Below are 14,502 nucleotides of genomic sequence, written 5' to 3' on the forward strand. Positions count from 1 at the left end.
GGCCGCCAGGCGCGGCCGGAAAACGGGGCTTTCGGTTGCGGCCGCTTCTACAACGTCGCGCGCTGCTTGTCTCGCCCGATGGGCCCGTAAAGGCCGACCCCCGAGGGGACCGGGAGGCGGTGGGACTCGGGCCTTGCCGCAGCCATTTGGGCCCGCAGGTCGGCCAGCTCTCCCCTGGCCGCCCGTGCCTCCGCCTCGTGGCGGCGCGCCGCGCGCCGCCAGCGCCGCTGGCCGACCCAGACGGCAGAGCCGCCCGCGAAGACCCCGAGGGCGGCGACCAGTATCAGGAGCAGGAACAGCGGCAGCGTGACCGACAATGACGGGTCGTTCGCAATGAAGGGATCGAACGAGACTGTGATGAAGTGCCGGTTGGCCACCGCGAAGGCCACCAGGATCAGGCCCAGCGGAATCACGATCAGCGCGGTCAGGAACTTTCGCATCTCGCTTCGCTCGCCTTGAATCGAGTTTCCGGCCGCATCTCGCGCGACCGCAGGAAACCCTGACGCTAGACTCAGTCTGGCGCGCCGGGATCCGGATGGTCGCGGTTCAGCCGCTCGCGCATTTCCTTGCCGGTCTTGAAGAACGGAACGCTCTTCTGATCGACGGGCACATGAGCGCCGGTACGCGGATTGCGCCCGGCGCGTGCAGGGCGATGCTTGACCGAGAAGGCACCGAAGCCGCGCAGCTCGACGCGATCACCGCGCGCGAGGGCCGCTACGATCTCTTCGAGAATCGCATTCACAATGTTCTCGACATCCCGCTGGTACAGATGCGGGTTGTGCTCGGCGATACGCTGAACAAGTTCGGATTTGATCATCGAGAGATAGGACCCGGAAGCGTGCGGATGACCATTTCCGTGAAAATACCTTGATCTGTCAAGACGCTAAATCAAGGTTGAGCGTCGTGAAAATGCGTGACAAATGCCAAAAAAGCGGGCTGCCCCGACGCCCGTCAGACGGGAAAACCCTGAGGCGCTCGCCCAGTTCCCTCAGTTTGAGGCGGCCGGCTGCCACAGGGCCAGCATTCCATCCATTCCGAACCGATCGACCGCCTGCGCAACGCCGGTTTGCCCAATTTGATGCGCAATCGAGCCCAAACCGAGCGCTTCCAGCGTGATGGCTGCCGCACTCTTGAGGAACGGCAGATCGCCAAAGCGCGGCTCGAGCTTGTAATCGCGCACAGAGAGCCCCTTCTTGACGCCCTTCTGCTCGACCAGCCAGGTCACCGCGGCCTTCTCGTCGCCGATCTGATCGATCAGCTTGAGGTCGATTGCCTGGCGCCCCGTGAAGACGCGGCCGTCGGCCACTTTCTCGAGCTGCGTGTCATCCATGCCACGCCGTTCCTTCACCAGCCCCCTGAACCAGGCGTAGGAATCCTTCACCAGCGCGTCGAGCGCGGCGCGCGCCTCGGGGCTGGTGGGCTCGAAACCGTTGGGCGCGGCCTTCAGCGGCGACGACTTCACCTCCTCGACCTTGACGCCGATGGTCTTCAGGAGCTCCGAGACGTTGGGATATTGGAACAGCACACCGATCGACCCGACCAGCGAGCTCTGCTGGGCAATGATGTGGTCGCTGGCAATCGCCGTAATGTAGCCGCCGGAGGCAGCCAGGCCCTCGACGACCACGACGAGCGGCTTCTTCGCCTTCAACCGGACGAGCGAATCGTAGAGCTGCTCGGAGCCGGCAGTGGTGCCGCCCGGCGAGTTGATGTGAACGATGACCGCGGCGGCCTGCGAATTCTCCAGCCGCTCCAGCGCCTGCGTGCGATCGGAATCGCTGCGGATCAGGCCCTCGATGTGGACCCGCGCGATCGAGCCAGCGGATGCGAACGTGCCGCGCGCGCCTGGCGTCGCAATCAGCGCAAAGCTTGCGATCGCCGCGATCGCGATCAGCGCGGCCATGACGCGCCAGAACGTCAGCTTGCGACGGATCCGGCGACGATCGACGATGATGTCCGAATCGAGCGACATCGAGATATCTCCAAATGAAAGGCCGGGCGCGTTGTGCCGTCACGGCGTGACCAACGGCTTATCTGGATACATCAATTGCGGCGCAATTTGAAGACAACAAGGCTGTGACTGCGTAGCCCGGATGGAGCGAAGCGTAATCCGGGGAAGTCGATCCGCGAGGTGAGAATCCCGGATTTTCGCTTCGCTCCATCCGGGCTACAGGCGGCAACTACGAGCAACACACAAAAAAGCCCCGGCTCACGCCGGGGCTTTGATGTCAGCGAAACGCAGGTTTCGCTTACTTGCTGTCGCGGTTCTTGAGCGCGGTGCCCAGGATGTCGCCGAGCGTCGCCCCCGAATCGGAGGAGCCGTACTGCGCGATGGCTTCCTTCTCCTCGGCGACTTCGAGCGCCTTGATCGACACCTGGACCTTGCGGGCCTTCTTGTCGAACTGGATCACGCGGGCATCGACCTTCTCACCGACGGCAAAGCGTTCGGCGCGCTGGTCGTTGCGGTCACGGGCGAGCTCCGAGCGCTTGATGAAGGTCGAGAAGTCGGTACCGGTGATCTTCACCTCGATACCGCTTTCCTTCACTTCGAGCACTTCGCAGGTCACGACCGCGCCCTTCTTGACATCGCCCGGCTCGGCGAAGGGGTCGCCTTCGAGCTGCTTGATGCCGAGCGAGATGCGCTCCTTCTCGACGTCCACATCGAGCACCACGGCCTTCACCATGTCGCCCTTCTTGTAGTTGTCGATCACCTGCTCGCCCGGAAGCTTCCAGTCGAGGTCGGAGAGATGGACCATGCCGTCGACGTCGCCCTCGAGGCCCAGGAACAGGCCGAACTCGGTCTTGTTCTTGACCTCGCCCTCGACCGTCGAACCGGTCGGGTGACCTTCGACGAAGACCTCCCAGGGGTTGCGCATGGTCTGCTTGAGGCCGAGCGAGATGCGGCGCTTGACGGAATCGACTTCCAGCACCTGCACGTCGACTTCCTGCGAGGTCGAGACGATCTTGCCGGGGTGCATGTTCTTCTTGGTCCACGACATCTCGGAGACGTGGATCAGGCCTTCGATGCCCGGCTCGAGCTCGACGAACGCACCGTAGTCGGTGATGTTGGTGACGCGGCCGGTGAAGCGGGCACCCAGCGGGTACTTGGCTTCGATGCCCTGCCACGGATCGTCCAGCAGCTGCTTCATGCCCAGCGAGATGCGGTGCGTCTCGTGGTTGATCTTGATGATCTTGACCTTCACGGTCTGGCCGATCGAGAGCACCTCGGTCGGATGGTTGACGCGGCGCCACGCGATGTCGGTGACGTGGAGCAGGCCGTCGATGCCGCCGAGATCAACGAACGCACCGTAATCGGTGATGTTCTTGACCACGCCGTCGATGACCTGACCCTCTTCGAGGTTCTGCACCAGCTCCTGACGCTGCTCGGCGCGGGTCTCTTCCAGCACGGTGCGGCGGGACACGACGATGTTGCCGCGGCGGCGGTCCATCTTGAGGATCTGGAACGGCTGCGAGTTGTTCATCAGCGGCGCAACGTCGCGGATCGGACGGATGTCGACCTGCGAGCGCGGCAGGAAGGCCACGGCACCGTCGAGATCGACGGTGAAGCCGCCCTTGACCTGGTTGAAGATGACGCCGTTGACCTTCTCGTTGCTCTGGAACGCCTTCTCGAGCTTGCCCCAGCTCTCTTCACGGCGCGCCTTGTCGCGCGACAGCACGGCTTCGCCGAGGGCGTTCTCGATGCGATCGAGGAACACTTCAACCTCGTCGCCGACCTTCAGTTCACTGTCACGGCCGGGGCCGGAAAATTCGCGCAGGGCGACGCGGCCCTCGGTCTTCAGGCCGACGTCGATGACGGCCATGTCCTTTTCAATTGCAACCACCTTGCCCTTGACGACGGAGCTTTCCTGCAGGTTGCCGCCTGCGAAGGACTCGTCGAGCATCGCGGCGAAATCGTCGCGCGACGGGCTATAGGTATCAGCAGAAGTCGAAGCCATTTGTTCTCCAGTTGCGGATGTCGTGCCGGCCGTTGGGTTCATGGGCGCATCGCACACGCAGTGTCGGAAGGTCCGCAAAACCTTCGAGCGACCGCTCGGTGCTCCGGCCTTGGAGGCGGAGCAGCGGAAGCGGGCCGGCAGAGGCCCGCGCGTTCGATACGTGGAAAATCTTTGTCCGGAGCCTGGATCGCGCCGGTCCCGAACAGGGAGCTGACGTATCGACCTCAAAGAGCGGGAGCGGGCGCTTCCTCCAATGACGGCGGCGGCTTAACCCCGCGACCGGCCCGCTCGGACAGCCTCGATAATGTCGATGGCGGCCCGGACGCCGCCTTCTATATCCAGTTGGGAGTTATCTAGCAAGTAAGCATCCGGGGCCGGTTTCAAAGGCGCGATCGGGCGGTTCTTGTCGCGTTCGTCGCGCTGGATGATATCGGCGAGCACGGCGGCCTCGTCCGCCTCTTCCCCCCTCGCCTTGGCCTCCATGGTCCGGCGGCGGGCGCGGACCTTGGGGTCGGCGACGACGAAGATCTTTACGTCGGCGTCCGGGCAGATCACGGTTCCAATGTCCCGGCCATCAAGCACGGCGCCGGGCGGATCGGCGGCGAATTGCCGCTGGAAATTGACCAGGACCTCGCGAACCCTGGGGATCGCCGAGACAATCGAGGCGCCCTCACCGGCCTTCTGGGTCTTCAGGGCGGGATTGCCGAACTTCTCGGGATCGAGCTCCAAGGCGGCCTGCACCGCAGCCGCCTCGTCGTTGAGATCCTGCCCGGACTGCATCAGCGCATAGGCCACCGCGCGATAGATCACGCCGGTATCGAGATGACGATAGCCGTAATGGTGCGCAAGACGCTTGCCGAGCGTCCCCTTGCCCGAGGCCGCGGGCCCGTCGATGGCGATGATCATGAAAACTCGGCCCCTAGCGAACGCATCATCGGAATGAAGTCCGGAAAGCTGGTGGCGATGAAGGCGGTGTCGTCGACGCTCACGGGCTGGTCGGAGGCGCAGCCCATCACCAGCGCGGACATCGCGATGCGATGGTCCATGTGGGTGGCGACGAGGCCGCCGCCGGGAACGTGGCCACGGCCTTCGACGATGAGATCGTCGCCGGACACCTCGACCTTCACACCGTTGACGCGCAGCATGTCGGCGGTTGCCTCCAGGCGGTCGGATTCCTTGACGCGCAGTTCGTGCAAGCCGCGCATGATGGTGGTGCCTTCGGCGAAGGACGCCGCCACCGCCAGCACCAGATATTCGTCGATCATCGAGGGCGCACGCTCCGGCGGCACCTCGACGCCGCGCAGTTTCGAGGCCCGCACGCGCAGCTGCGCCATCGGCTCGCCGGTGTCCCCGCGCACCTCGCTTTCCTCGATGGAAGCGCCCATCTCGCGTAGCGTGGTGAACAGGCCGGTGCGCAGCGGATTGGTCATGACGTCGGACAGGACGACGTCGGAGCCCTCGACGATCAGCGCTGCGACCACCGGGAAAGCGGCCGAGGAGGGATCGGCGGGCACCACCACGGTGGCGCCGTGCAGCTCGGGTTGGCCCTTGAGCGTGATACGGCGGCCATGCACGCCCTCCCGCGCGGAGGAGATGTCGGCGCCAAAATGCTTCAGCATCAATTCGGTATGGTCGCGGCTGGCTTCGGTCTCGATGACGGTCGTGGTGCCGGGTGCGGCGAGGCCCGCCAGCAGCACCGCCGACTTGATCTGGGCCGAGGCGACCGGGGTCGTGTAGGTGATCGGCAGCGGATCGCGCGCGCCCTGGAGGGTCAGCGGCAGCCGACCGCCCTCACCACCAGAAATGACCTTCGCGCCCATCTTTTCGAGCGGATCGAGGATCCGGCGCATCGGGCGGCTGCGCAGCGAGGCATCGCCGTCGAACACCGCCGAGATCGGGCAGCCAGCCACGGCACCCATCACCAGCCGGCAGCCGGTGCCGGAGTTGCCGAAATCCAGAGGCGCCTTGGGTGGGGCGAAGCCCGCGACGCCGACGCCGTTTAGCTTCCAGGCGAAATCACCGGTGCGCTCGACCTTGGCGCCCAGCGCCTGCATGGATTTGGCGGTGTTGAGGACGTCCTCGCCCTCCAGAAGACCCGAAATCTTGGTCTCGCCGACCGCGAGCGCACCCAGGATGAGGGCCCGGTGAGAGATCGACTTGTCCCCGGGCACCCGTACTTTCCCGGTCAGGGGACCGCTGGCGCGAGACTGAAGCGGCCTCGGTTGGTCGGAATGAGTCAAGATTGTGTCCTTGGATGAGCCCTGAGGGGACTGCGGCGCAGGTACCACATGGTCCGGGCCCCGTCACGGGCATGTCGTTCTCCCGTAATGCGCTATTGACAGCGGGCCGCCAACTAGCCAAGTGAAACACCGCTTTTCAGACATTCCCAGGATTCCTGCCGTGGCCAAGTCCGAACTCGGAACTAAACGTATTTGCCCGACCACGGGCAAGAAGTTCTATGACCTCAACAAGAATCCGGTGATCTCGCCCTATACCGGCGAAGTGGTGCCGATCGCCCCGGTGGCGCCCGCGCGCGTGCCCCGCGGCGCCGAAGCCCGGCACACGGCGACGGCGGACGCCACGCCGGAGCCGGCGGAGGTCGAAGAGGTCTCGCTCGAGGAGGCCGACGCCGAGGAGAACACCGGCAAGGTCAAGGCTGCCGTGCCCGAATCCGAGGACGACATCGAGGCCGACGAGACCATTGACGACGACGATGACGATGATTCGACCTTCATCGCCGACGACGAAGAGGGCGACGAGGACGTGACCGACATCATTGGTGATGTCGGCGGTGATGAAGAGACTTGAGATCAGCCCTGATCTGTGAAAAAGGGTGCACCGCGCGAGTCACCAGGGCTCGCCGGTTGGGGTGAACCACCAGGGTTCATCCCGCGAGGACTAAGGGGCCATAGCTCAGCTGGGAGAGCGCTTGCATGGCATGCAAGAGGTCGGCGGTTCGATCCCGCCTGGCTCCACCAGCCTTCGCTGGCTTCGCCAGCTACGGCTCGGCAAGCCCTCTCGTAGCGAAGGCTGCCGCGGCGTAGCCCGGAGGGCGAAGCCGGGCTTCATCAGATCAAGAGCGGATGTAAGCTCTCCCTCTACAGTTGGGGGAGCATTCCGTGAAATACGTCTACATTCTTGAGAGCCTCGATTCCCTCCACTTCTATGTCGGGATTACCGACGACGTGCGCGCCCGATTGACGAAGCACAATGCTGGCGAGGTAGCTCACACCTCGAAATACGGACCTTGGCGTCTTAAGACTTATATTGCGTTCAGCAACGAGAAGCAGGCAATCGCGTTCGAAAGGTACCTAAAGTCAGCGTCCGGCCGCGCGTTCGCCAAGAAGCGGCTCTAACCGCCCCTACTCCCCAATCACCGCATTCAGCCGGTCCCGCAGCGCGACGATCTCGTCCTTCATCGCAACCAGTTCCGGCACCGAGCAGTCCGAGGCCGCCAGGATCGACTGCGGCACATTGCGGGCTTTTTCCTTCAAGGCGTGTCCCTGCGCCGTCAGCGCGATCAGGACCTGACGCTCATCCTCGCTCGAGCGGGTGCGCCTCACGAGATGGGCGGCCTCCAGCCGCTTGAGCAGCGGCGTCAGCGTGCCCGAATCCAGGAACAATCTTTCGCCGATGTCCTTGACCGGGACGTCGTCGCGCTCCCACAGCACCAGCATGACGAGATATTGGGGATAGGTCAGGCCGAGCCGGTCCAAAAGCGGCTTGTAGACGCGGTTGAACGCATGCGCGGCCGAATAGACCGCAAAGCAGATCTGGTTGTCGAGCCGCAGCGGCGCGTCCGCTGCAGATGATTTTCGAGGCATGGAGAATCTCTCGGGTTTGTCTCATTCTGGGGCCGCGCGCGGCCACATTCAATTGCGAACAATTAAATGTGAGACTTTGCAATTTCAATTGCGCACAATCTAATTGTCTGCGATATGGATTGCACCCCATCGAAACCCAGGGAGACGACAATGTCCGTGAACGTCCTCTACAAGACCAGCGCCAAGGCCACCGGCGGCCGCGACGGCCATGCTGCAACCCTTGACGGCGCGCTCGACGTCAAGCTGACCACGCCGAAGGAGCTCGGCGGCGGAGGCGGCGCCGGTAACAATCCCGAGCAGCTGTTCGCGGCCGGCTATGCCGCCTGCTTCATCGGCGCGATGAAGTTCGTGGCCTCGCAGGGCGGTCCCAAGGTTCCGGCCGACGCCTCCGTGACCTCGACCGTCGGCATCGGTCCGCGCTCGGAGGGCGGCTTCGGTCTCGACATCGATCTCGCCGTCTCGCTGCCGGGCCTTGCCCGCACTGAAGCCGAGGCGCTGGTCGAGAAGGCGCACCAAGTGTGCCCCTATTCCAACGCCACGCGCGGCAATGTCGACGTTCGCCTGACGGTCGTCTGATCGGAACGGCGGATTGGCTGGCCCGGGATCCCCCTCGGGCCGGCCGCTTCCGTTTGTTTTACCACGCCGCGGGATTGACCGGCGGCGGCGCATACGGCCCTACGCGCGGGGCCATTGCTGGCATGCACGAACCTCGCTAGGCCTGTGATCGAACATCGACACAGGGAAGCGAAAGCATGAGTTCGGAAGCCGCCACAGGTGCCATGAGCGGACTGCGCGTCATCGATCTCACGCGCGTGCTCGGCGGTCCTTACTGCACTCAGATCCTCGCCGACCATGGCGCCGACGTGATCAAGATCGAGCCGCCTGCGGGCGACGAGGTGCGCGAATGGGGCCCTCCCTTCCACGAGGAGGACGCGGCCTATTTCATCGGCATCAACCGCAACAAGCGCTCGATCGGTCTCGACCTCGCCTCCGAGGGCGGCCGGATTGTGCTGCTGAAGATGCTGGAGATCGCCGACGTCCTGATCGAGAATTTCAAGCCGGGCACGCTGGAGAAATGGGGCATCGGCAGCGAGGTGCTGCGCGAGAAATTCCCGCGCCTCGTGCACTGCCGGATCTGCGGCTTCGGCGCCGACGGTCCGCGCGGCGGCAATCCCGGCTATGACGCCATCATCCAGGCCATGACCGGCATGATCGCCGCGACCGGCTCGCCCGAGAGCGGGCCGATGCGGATCGGCGTGCCCTTGGTCGACATCACCACCGGACTCTATGCGGCGATCGGCATCCTGATGGCACTGTCGGAGCGGCAGCGCTCCGGCAAGGGCCAGTTCCTGGAGACGACGCTGTACGAGACCGGTCTTGCCATCATGCATCCGCACACCGCGAATTATTTCATGCATGGCAAGCCGCCGTCGCTCACCGGCAACGAGCACCCGAACCTCGTGCCCTACGCGATCTTCCCGACCAAGACCGACGACATCTTCATCGGCGTCGGCAATGACGGCACCTTCCGCAAGCTCGCCAAGGAGATCGGCAAGCCCGAGCTCGGCACCGATCCGCGCTTTGCCCGCAACAAGGACCGCATCGCCAACCGCGAGGCGCTGCGTGCCGAGCTCGCCGCCGTGTTCAGCCAGCACGAGGCCGAGCCGCTGTGCAATCGCCTGCTTGCCGCGGGCCTGCCTGCAGGGCCCGTGCAGAAGATCGATCAGGCGTTGACCAACCCGCACACGATCGCGCGCGGGGATATTATCGAGAAGGACTGGTACAAGGGCGTCGCGTCGCCGATCCGGCTGGACCGCAGCAAGCCGAGCCTGCGCCGGCTACCGCCGAAATTCAGTCAGCACTCCCAGGAAGTGCTGCGCGAGTTCGGCTACTCCAAGGCCGAGATCGACGCGATGGTCGAAAAGGGCACGGTCTGCGGCCCCGAGCGCAAGCGCTAGGGCGAGAACTAGATCGAGCGTCAACGGTGGTGCGCTCCCTCTCCCGCTAGCGGGAGAGGGTTGGGGAGAGGGTGTCTCCACAACGGGACAATTCCCTAGAGGAAAGAACCCTCACCCGCGCCTTCGGAGCGACCTCTCCCGCAAGCGGGAGAGGTTTTCGAATGCGTGGCCCGAGCTTTCCACATCTGAGCAATGCCGCACTGCGGCGCGGGCACGTCAGTGCACTGCGAACGGCGGAGGCTGTCCCTTCGCCTTCGCCTATTTTCCGGCTTCCCTTTTGCAGCGCTTGCCGCTTTCGTTTCGGCCGCTTACACAGTCATGTGAACGTCATATGGCACTGCTAGCGCAAGCGCTTCTTTAGTGACGGGCAAGGGAGGTTTTCTTGATGGCTCTTCGACATTTTGGTGCGGCTGCCGCTGTTGCGGTCACGGTTGGCCTGACGGCCTCGCCGGCCTTCGCTGTGACGGAAATCCAGTGGTGGCATGCGATGACCGGCGCGAACAACGACGTCATCGTCAAGCTTGCCAACGACTTCAACACGTCGCAGAGCGACTACAAGGTGATCCCGACCTACAAGGGCAATTACGCCGACACGATGAATGCGGGCATCGCCGCGTTCCGCGCCGGCAACGCCCCGCACATCATGCAGGTGTTCGAGGTCGGCACCGCCACCATGATGGCTGCGACCGGCGCCGTGAAGCCCGTTTACAAGCTCATGGCCGACGCGGGCGAAAAGTTCGATCCCAAGATCTACCTGCCCGCCATCACCGGCTACTACTCGACCTCCAAGGGCGAGATGCTGTCGTTCCCCTTCAACTCGTCCTCGACCGTGATGTGGGTCAATCTCGACGAGCTGAAGAAGGCCAATGTCGAGGTCCCCAAGACCTGGCCCGAAACGTTCGAGGCGGCCAAGAAGCTCCATGACAACGGTCATGCGACCTGCGGCTTCTCCAACTCGTGGGTGACCTGGGTCAATCTCGAGCAGCTCTCCGCCTGGCACAACGTGCCGCTCGCCAGCAAGGCCAACGGCCTCGACGGCTTCGACACTGTGCTGGAGTTCAACGGACCGCTCCAGGTCAAGCACCTCGAGAAGCTGGTCGAGCTCCAGAAGGACAAGACCTACGATTACGCCGGCCGCACCAACACCGGAGAAGGCCGCTTCACCTCGGGCGAATGCCCGCTCTACCTGACCTCGTCGGCCTTCTTCGGCAACGTCAAGGCGCAGGCCAAGTTCAACTTCACCGCCGTGCCGATGCCCTATTATCCCGACGCAAAGGGCGCGCCGCAGAACTCGATCATCGGCGGCGCTTCGCTCTGGGTCATGGGCGGCAAGCCGGCCGAGGAATACAAGGGCGTCGCAAAATTCCTGACCTTCCTCTCGGACACCGATCGCCAGGTCTACATCCACAAGGCCTCGGGCTACCTGCCGATCACCAAGGCGGCCTATGAGAAGGCCAAGGCGGAAGGCTTCTACAAGGATCAGCCCTATCTCGAGACCCCGCTGCTCGAGCTGACCAACAAGGAGCCGACCGAGAACTCTCGCGGCCTGCGCCTTGGCAACATGGTTCAGCTCCGCGACGTCTGGTCGGAAGAGATCGAGCAGGCGCTCGCCGGCAAGAAGACCGCCAAGCAGGCGCTGGACGCGGCCGTCGAACGCGGCAACACGATGCTGCGCCAGTTCGAAAAGACCGCCGTCAAGTGAGGCGATCAGCGGCAGGCCGCTAACCCGGCCTGCCGCTCTGGGGCATCATGCAAAAGCAAGCCATTTTCCAATCGAAGCTATTGCCTTACGCGCTGGTTGCGCCGCAGCTCGCGATCGTCCTGATTTTCTTCTACTGGCCGGCCCTGCAGGCCGTGATCCAGTCCTTCCTGCTCCAGGATGCGTTCGGCCTTTCGACGAGCTTCGTCTGGTTCGACAATTATCTCGAGCTGCTGAAGGACCGCGCCTATTTCGAGGCGATCGTGCGGACCTTCTTCTTCTCGTTCGCCATCGCTGTGTCGTCGCTGTCGTTTGCGCTGCTGCTTGCCGTGATGGCGGACAAGCCGCTGCGCGGTTCGATGCTCTACCGGACGCTGCTGATCTGGCCCTATGCGGTGGCACCGCCGGTCGTCGGCGTGCTCTGGATCTTCATGCTGCATCCCTCGCTGGGTGTGCTCTCGCGATACTTGCGCGCCCTCGGCATCGACTGGAATCCGATGCTCGACGGTGACCAGGCCGCTGCGCTGATCATCCTCGCCGCCGCCTGGAAGCAGATCTCCTACAATTTCCTGTTCTTCCTCGCCGGCCTGCAAAGCATCCCGCGAAGCGTGCTCGAGGCCGCCGCGATCGACGGCGCGCGCCCCATGCGGCGGTTCTGGACCGTGACGTTTCCGCTGCTGTCGCCGACCATCTTCTTCCTGCTGGTCGTCAACATCGTCTACGCCTTCTTCGACACGTTCGGCATCATCGACACCATGACCCGCGGCGGTCCCGGCACGTCGACGGTCACGCTGGTCTACAAGGTCTATTCCGACGGCCTGCTCGGCGGCAATCTCGGCAGCTCGGCGGCGCAATCGGTGATCCTGATGATCATGGTGATCGTGCTGACCGGAATCCAGTTCCGCTTCGTCGAACGCAAGGTGACCTACTGATGGTCGAGGAAGAGGGCTTCCGGCGCTACGTCGCCCACATCATCCTCTGGATCGGGATCGCGATCGTCGCGTTCCCCGTCTACATCGCGATCGTCGCCTCGACCCAGGACAACGCGCTGATCGCCAACGGGCAAATGTCGCTGCTGCCCGGCGGGCATTTCCTCCAAACCTATTACCAGACCATCTTTGTCGGCACGAGCGGCTCGACCCGCGAGCCGGTCGGCAACATGATGCTGAACTCGCTGGTGATGGCGCTGCTGATCGCGGTCGGCAAGATCGCGATCTCGATCATTTCGGCCTATGCGATCGTGTATTTCCGATTTCCGTTCCGGATGCCGATCTTCTGGATCATCTTCATCACTTTGATGCTGCCGGTCGAAGTCCGCATCTATCCGACCTACAAGATCGTCGCCGATCTGCACATGCTCGACAGCTATGCCGGCCTGTCGCTGCCGCTGATCGCCTCGGCCACCGCGACGCTGCTGTTCCGCCAGTTCTTCATGACCGTGCCGGACGAGTTACTGGAAGCCTCGCGCATCGACGGCGCCGGTCCCTTCCGCTTCTTCTGGGATACGCTGCTGCCGCTGTCGCGCACCAACATGGCCGCGCTGTTCGTGATCCTGTTCATCCTCGGCTGGAATCAATATCTCTGGCCGCTGCTGATCACCACGCGCGACGACATGCAGACCATCCAGATCGGCATCCGCAAGATGATCACCACCACCGACGCGTTGACCGAATGGCCGATCGTGATGGCGACCGCCGTGCTCGCGATGCTGCCGCCGGTCTTCGTCGTCGTCGTCATGCAGAAATTGTTCGTGCGCGGCCTGGTCGAGACGGAGAAGTAGAGAGTTATGGCGAACGTCACCCTGCGCAGCGTCCGCAAGACTTATCCCGGCGGCTTCGAGGCCATCAAGGGCGTCGACGTCGATGTCGGCGACGGACAATTCTGCGTGCTGGTCGGCCCCTCCGGCTGCGGCAAGTCCACGCTGCTGCGCATGGTCGCGGGGCTCGAAACGGTCACTGGCGGCGAGATCGACATCGGCGGCCGGATCGTCAACCAGGTCGAACCCGCCGATCGCGACATCGCGATGGTGTTCCAGAACTACGCGCTCTATCCGCATATGAGCGTCTACAACAACATGGCCTACGGCCTGCGCAACCGCGGCATGGCGGAAGCCGAGATCAAGTCCCGCGTCGAGGAAGCCGCGCGCGTGCTCGAATTGTCGCCGATGCTGGAGCGCAAGCCGCGCCAGCTCTCGGGCGGCCAGCGCCAGCGCGTCGCCATGGGCCGCGCCATCGTGCGCCAGCCGAAGGTGTTCCTGTTCGACGAGCCGCTCTCGAACCTCGACGCCAAGCTGCGCATCGCGATGCGCGTCGAGATCCGCAAATTGCAGCGCCGGCTCAACACCACGTCGATCTACGTCACCCACGATCAGCTCGAGGCGATGACGCTCGCCGACATTCTCGTCGTGATGAATGGCGGCCAGGTCGAGCAGGTCGGCAATCCCCTGGCGATCTACGAAAAGCCGGCGACCACCTTCGTCGCCTCCTTCATCGGCGCACCGCCGATGAATTTGATGTCGACACGCCCCGAGGAGATCAAATCACAGCTCGGGGGCAGTGCGTCTGACGTTGGCATCCTCGGCATCCGCCCGGAGGATTTCGTCATCACCGACCAGACCCCGGCCGGCGGCGTCGCTTTGCCGCTGACCGTGGAAGCGATCGAGCGCGTCGGCGCCGAAACCTTCGTCTACGGCTCGCGTGAGCAGGAAGAGCAGCGCGTCGCCGCCACGCCCGGCGAGCTGCCGCCCGGCGAGATCATCGTCCGCATTCCCGGAACCGAGGCCCCCGCCATCGGCGCGAAAATCCGGGTCGCGGCGGTGCGGGCAAAGCTGCATCTGTTCAGCGGTGACGGGCGGACGCGGATCGAAGCCTGAGGGTTCCTAGGCCTCGCAACTCAAAAAATGCGAAAACAACCCCATGCACAGTAGAAGGGCCTTGTTTTCGTTGGGATAAATCGCGCCCCAAATTCGTCATGCCCGGGCTTGTCCCGGGCATCCACGTTCTTCGTGCGTAAGAAAGATCGTGGATGGCCGGGACAAGCCCGGCCATGACGATGTGGAAGCGATTGGA

15 protein-coding genes and 1 tRNA gene are annotated in these 14,502 nt (G+C 63.8%); 9 read left to right on the forward strand and 7 right to left on the reverse strand.

Going from position 1 to position 14,502, the window contains the following annotated elements:
* Nucleotides 1–47: 47 nt before the first annotated feature.
* The 6 genes from IVA81_RS08245 to aroA all read right to left on the reverse strand — a co-directional run bounded on the left by IVA81_RS08245 (nucleotide 48) and on the right by aroA (nucleotide 6,193).
* On the reverse strand, nucleotides 48–440 hold the full coding sequence (locus IVA81_RS08245) for a lipopolysaccharide assembly protein LapA domain-containing protein (RefSeq protein ID WP_247314533.1): 393 nt from the start codon (nucleotides 438–440) through the stop codon (nucleotides 48–50).
* Nucleotides 441–511: 71 nt separating this feature from the next.
* On the reverse strand, nucleotides 512–817 hold the full coding sequence (locus IVA81_RS08250) for an integration host factor subunit beta (protein WP_007598410.1): 306 nt from the start codon (nucleotides 815–817) through the stop codon (nucleotides 512–514).
* A 171-nt stretch (nucleotides 818–988) separates the two neighbouring features.
* Complete coding sequence (gene sppA, locus IVA81_RS08255) at nucleotides 989–1,969, reverse strand: signal peptide peptidase SppA (RefSeq protein WP_247314535.1); 981 nt, start codon at nucleotides 1,967–1,969, stop codon at nucleotides 989–991.
* Nucleotides 1,970–2,246: 277 nt separating this feature from the next.
* The gene (gene rpsA, locus IVA81_RS08260; protein ID WP_247314537.1) at nucleotides 2,247–3,953 is read right to left on the reverse strand and encodes a 30S ribosomal protein S1; all 1,707 of its coding nucleotides are present in this window, start codon (nucleotides 3,951–3,953) and stop codon (nucleotides 2,247–2,249) included.
* Between the two features lie 267 nt (nucleotides 3,954–4,220).
* Entirely contained in the window at nucleotides 4,221–4,859 is a 639-nt protein-coding gene (cmk, locus tag IVA81_RS08265; protein WP_247314539.1) for a (d)CMP kinase, read from the reverse strand.
* Nucleotides 4,856–6,193, reverse strand: a complete 1,338-nt coding sequence (aroA, locus tag IVA81_RS08270; RefSeq protein ID WP_247314541.1) for a 3-phosphoshikimate 1-carboxyvinyltransferase — start codon at nucleotides 6,191–6,193, stop codon at nucleotides 4,856–4,858. The genes cmk and aroA overlap by 4 nt, the downstream gene beginning before the upstream one ends.
* A 160-nt stretch (nucleotides 6,194–6,353) precedes the next feature.
* Here aroA and IVA81_RS08275 point away from each other — a divergent pair, with 160 nt between their 5' ends.
* The 3 genes from IVA81_RS08275 to IVA81_RS08285 all read left to right on the forward strand — a co-directional run bounded on the left by IVA81_RS08275 (nucleotide 6,354) and on the right by IVA81_RS08285 (nucleotide 7,309).
* On the forward strand, nucleotides 6,354–6,761 hold the full coding sequence (locus tag IVA81_RS08275) for a TIGR02300 family protein (RefSeq protein WP_247314544.1): 408 nt from the start codon (nucleotides 6,354–6,356) through the stop codon (nucleotides 6,759–6,761).
* Between the two features lie 94 nt (nucleotides 6,762–6,855).
* Nucleotides 6,856–6,931, forward strand: a tRNA-Ala gene (locus tag IVA81_RS08280).
* Nucleotides 6,932–7,072: 141 nt separating this feature from the next.
* Nucleotides 7,073–7,309, forward strand: coding sequence for a GIY-YIG nuclease family protein (locus IVA81_RS08285; RefSeq protein WP_247314546.1), 237 nt, complete (start codon nucleotides 7,073–7,075; stop codon nucleotides 7,307–7,309).
* Between the two features lie 6 nt (nucleotides 7,310–7,315).
* On the opposite strand, the gene IVA81_RS08290 is transcribed toward IVA81_RS08285, so the two are convergent.
* Nucleotides 7,316–7,777, reverse strand: coding sequence for a MarR family transcriptional regulator (locus tag IVA81_RS08290; RefSeq protein WP_247314548.1), 462 nt, complete (start codon nucleotides 7,775–7,777; stop codon nucleotides 7,316–7,318).
* A gap of 150 nt (nucleotides 7,778–7,927) precedes the next feature.
* Here IVA81_RS08290 and IVA81_RS08295 point away from each other — a divergent pair, with 150 nt between their 5' ends.
* The 6 genes from IVA81_RS08295 (at nucleotide 7,928) to IVA81_RS08320 (ending at nucleotide 14,306) form a co-directional block, all read left to right on the forward strand.
* Nucleotides 7,928–8,353, forward strand: coding sequence for an organic hydroperoxide resistance protein (locus IVA81_RS08295; protein WP_014438743.1), 426 nt, complete (start codon nucleotides 7,928–7,930; stop codon nucleotides 8,351–8,353).
* 176 nt (nucleotides 8,354–8,529) lie between these two features.
* On the forward strand, nucleotides 8,530–9,735 hold the full coding sequence (locus tag IVA81_RS08300; protein ID WP_247314551.1) for a CaiB/BaiF CoA-transferase family protein: 1,206 nt from the start codon (nucleotides 8,530–8,532) through the stop codon (nucleotides 9,733–9,735).
* A gap of 385 nt (nucleotides 9,736–10,120) precedes the next feature.
* Complete coding sequence (ugpB, locus tag IVA81_RS08305; protein ID WP_247314553.1) at nucleotides 10,121–11,437, forward strand: sn-glycerol-3-phosphate ABC transporter substrate-binding protein UgpB; 1,317 nt, start codon at nucleotides 10,121–10,123, stop codon at nucleotides 11,435–11,437.
* A gap of 47 nt (nucleotides 11,438–11,484) precedes the next feature.
* Nucleotides 11,485–12,366: a sn-glycerol-3-phosphate ABC transporter permease UgpA gene (gene ugpA / locus IVA81_RS08310; protein WP_247314555.1), complete on the forward strand. Its 882-nt coding sequence runs from the start codon at nucleotides 11,485–11,487 to the stop codon at nucleotides 12,364–12,366.
* Nucleotides 12,366–13,214: a sn-glycerol-3-phosphate ABC transporter permease UgpE gene (gene ugpE, locus IVA81_RS08315; protein ID WP_247314557.1), complete on the forward strand. Its 849-nt coding sequence runs from the start codon at nucleotides 12,366–12,368 to the stop codon at nucleotides 13,212–13,214. The genes ugpA and ugpE overlap by 1 nt, the downstream gene beginning before the upstream one ends.
* A gap of 6 nt (nucleotides 13,215–13,220) precedes the next feature.
* Nucleotides 13,221–14,306: a sn-glycerol-3-phosphate import ATP-binding protein UgpC gene (locus IVA81_RS08320; RefSeq protein ID WP_247314559.1), complete on the forward strand. Its 1,086-nt coding sequence runs from the start codon at nucleotides 13,221–13,223 to the stop codon at nucleotides 14,304–14,306.
* The last annotated feature ends 196 nt before the right edge of the window (nucleotides 14,307–14,502 follow it).

It is taken from the genome of Bradyrhizobium sp. 141 (genome assembly GCF_023074055.1).
In the GTDB taxonomy this organism is placed as follows: Bacteria; Pseudomonadota; Alphaproteobacteria; order Rhizobiales; family Xanthobacteraceae; genus Bradyrhizobium.

Bases quoted from the DNA above. Each gene is read 5' to 3' on its own strand.
- IVA81_RS08245 (WP_247314533.1), bottom strand. From the start codon at position 440: ATGCGAAAGTTCCTGACCGCGCTGATCGTGATTCCGCTGGGCCTGATC.
- IVA81_RS08250 (WP_007598410.1), bottom strand. From the start codon at position 817: ATGATCAAATCCGAACTTGTTCAGCGTATCGCCGAGCACAACCCGCAT.
- sppA (WP_247314535.1), bottom strand. From the start codon at position 1,969: ATGTCGCTCGATTCGGACATCATCGTCGATCGTCGCCGGATCCGTCGC.
- rpsA (WP_247314537.1), bottom strand. From the start codon at position 3,953: ATGGCTTCGACTTCTGCTGATACCTATAGCCCGTCGCGCGACGATTTC.
- cmk (WP_247314539.1), bottom strand. From the start codon at position 4,859: ATGATCATCGCCATCGACGGGCCCGCGGCCTCGGGCAAGGGGACGCTC.
- IVA81_RS08290 (WP_247314548.1), bottom strand. From the start codon at position 7,777: ATGCCTCGAAAATCATCTGCAGCGGACGCGCCGCTGCGGCTCGACAAC.
- IVA81_RS08295 (WP_014438743.1), top strand. From the start codon at position 7,928: ATGTCCGTGAACGTCCTCTACAAGACCAGCGCCAAGGCCACCGGCGGC.
- IVA81_RS08300 (WP_247314551.1), top strand. From the start codon at position 8,530: ATGAGTTCGGAAGCCGCCACAGGTGCCATGAGCGGACTGCGCGTCATC.
- ugpB (WP_247314553.1), top strand. From the start codon at position 10,121: ATGGCTCTTCGACATTTTGGTGCGGCTGCCGCTGTTGCGGTCACGGTT.
- ugpA (WP_247314555.1), top strand. From the start codon at position 11,485: ATGCAAAAGCAAGCCATTTTCCAATCGAAGCTATTGCCTTACGCGCTG.
- ugpE (WP_247314557.1), top strand. From the start codon at position 12,366: ATGGTCGAGGAAGAGGGCTTCCGGCGCTACGTCGCCCACATCATCCTC.
- IVA81_RS08320 (WP_247314559.1), top strand. From the start codon at position 13,221: ATGGCGAACGTCACCCTGCGCAGCGTCCGCAAGACTTATCCCGGCGGC.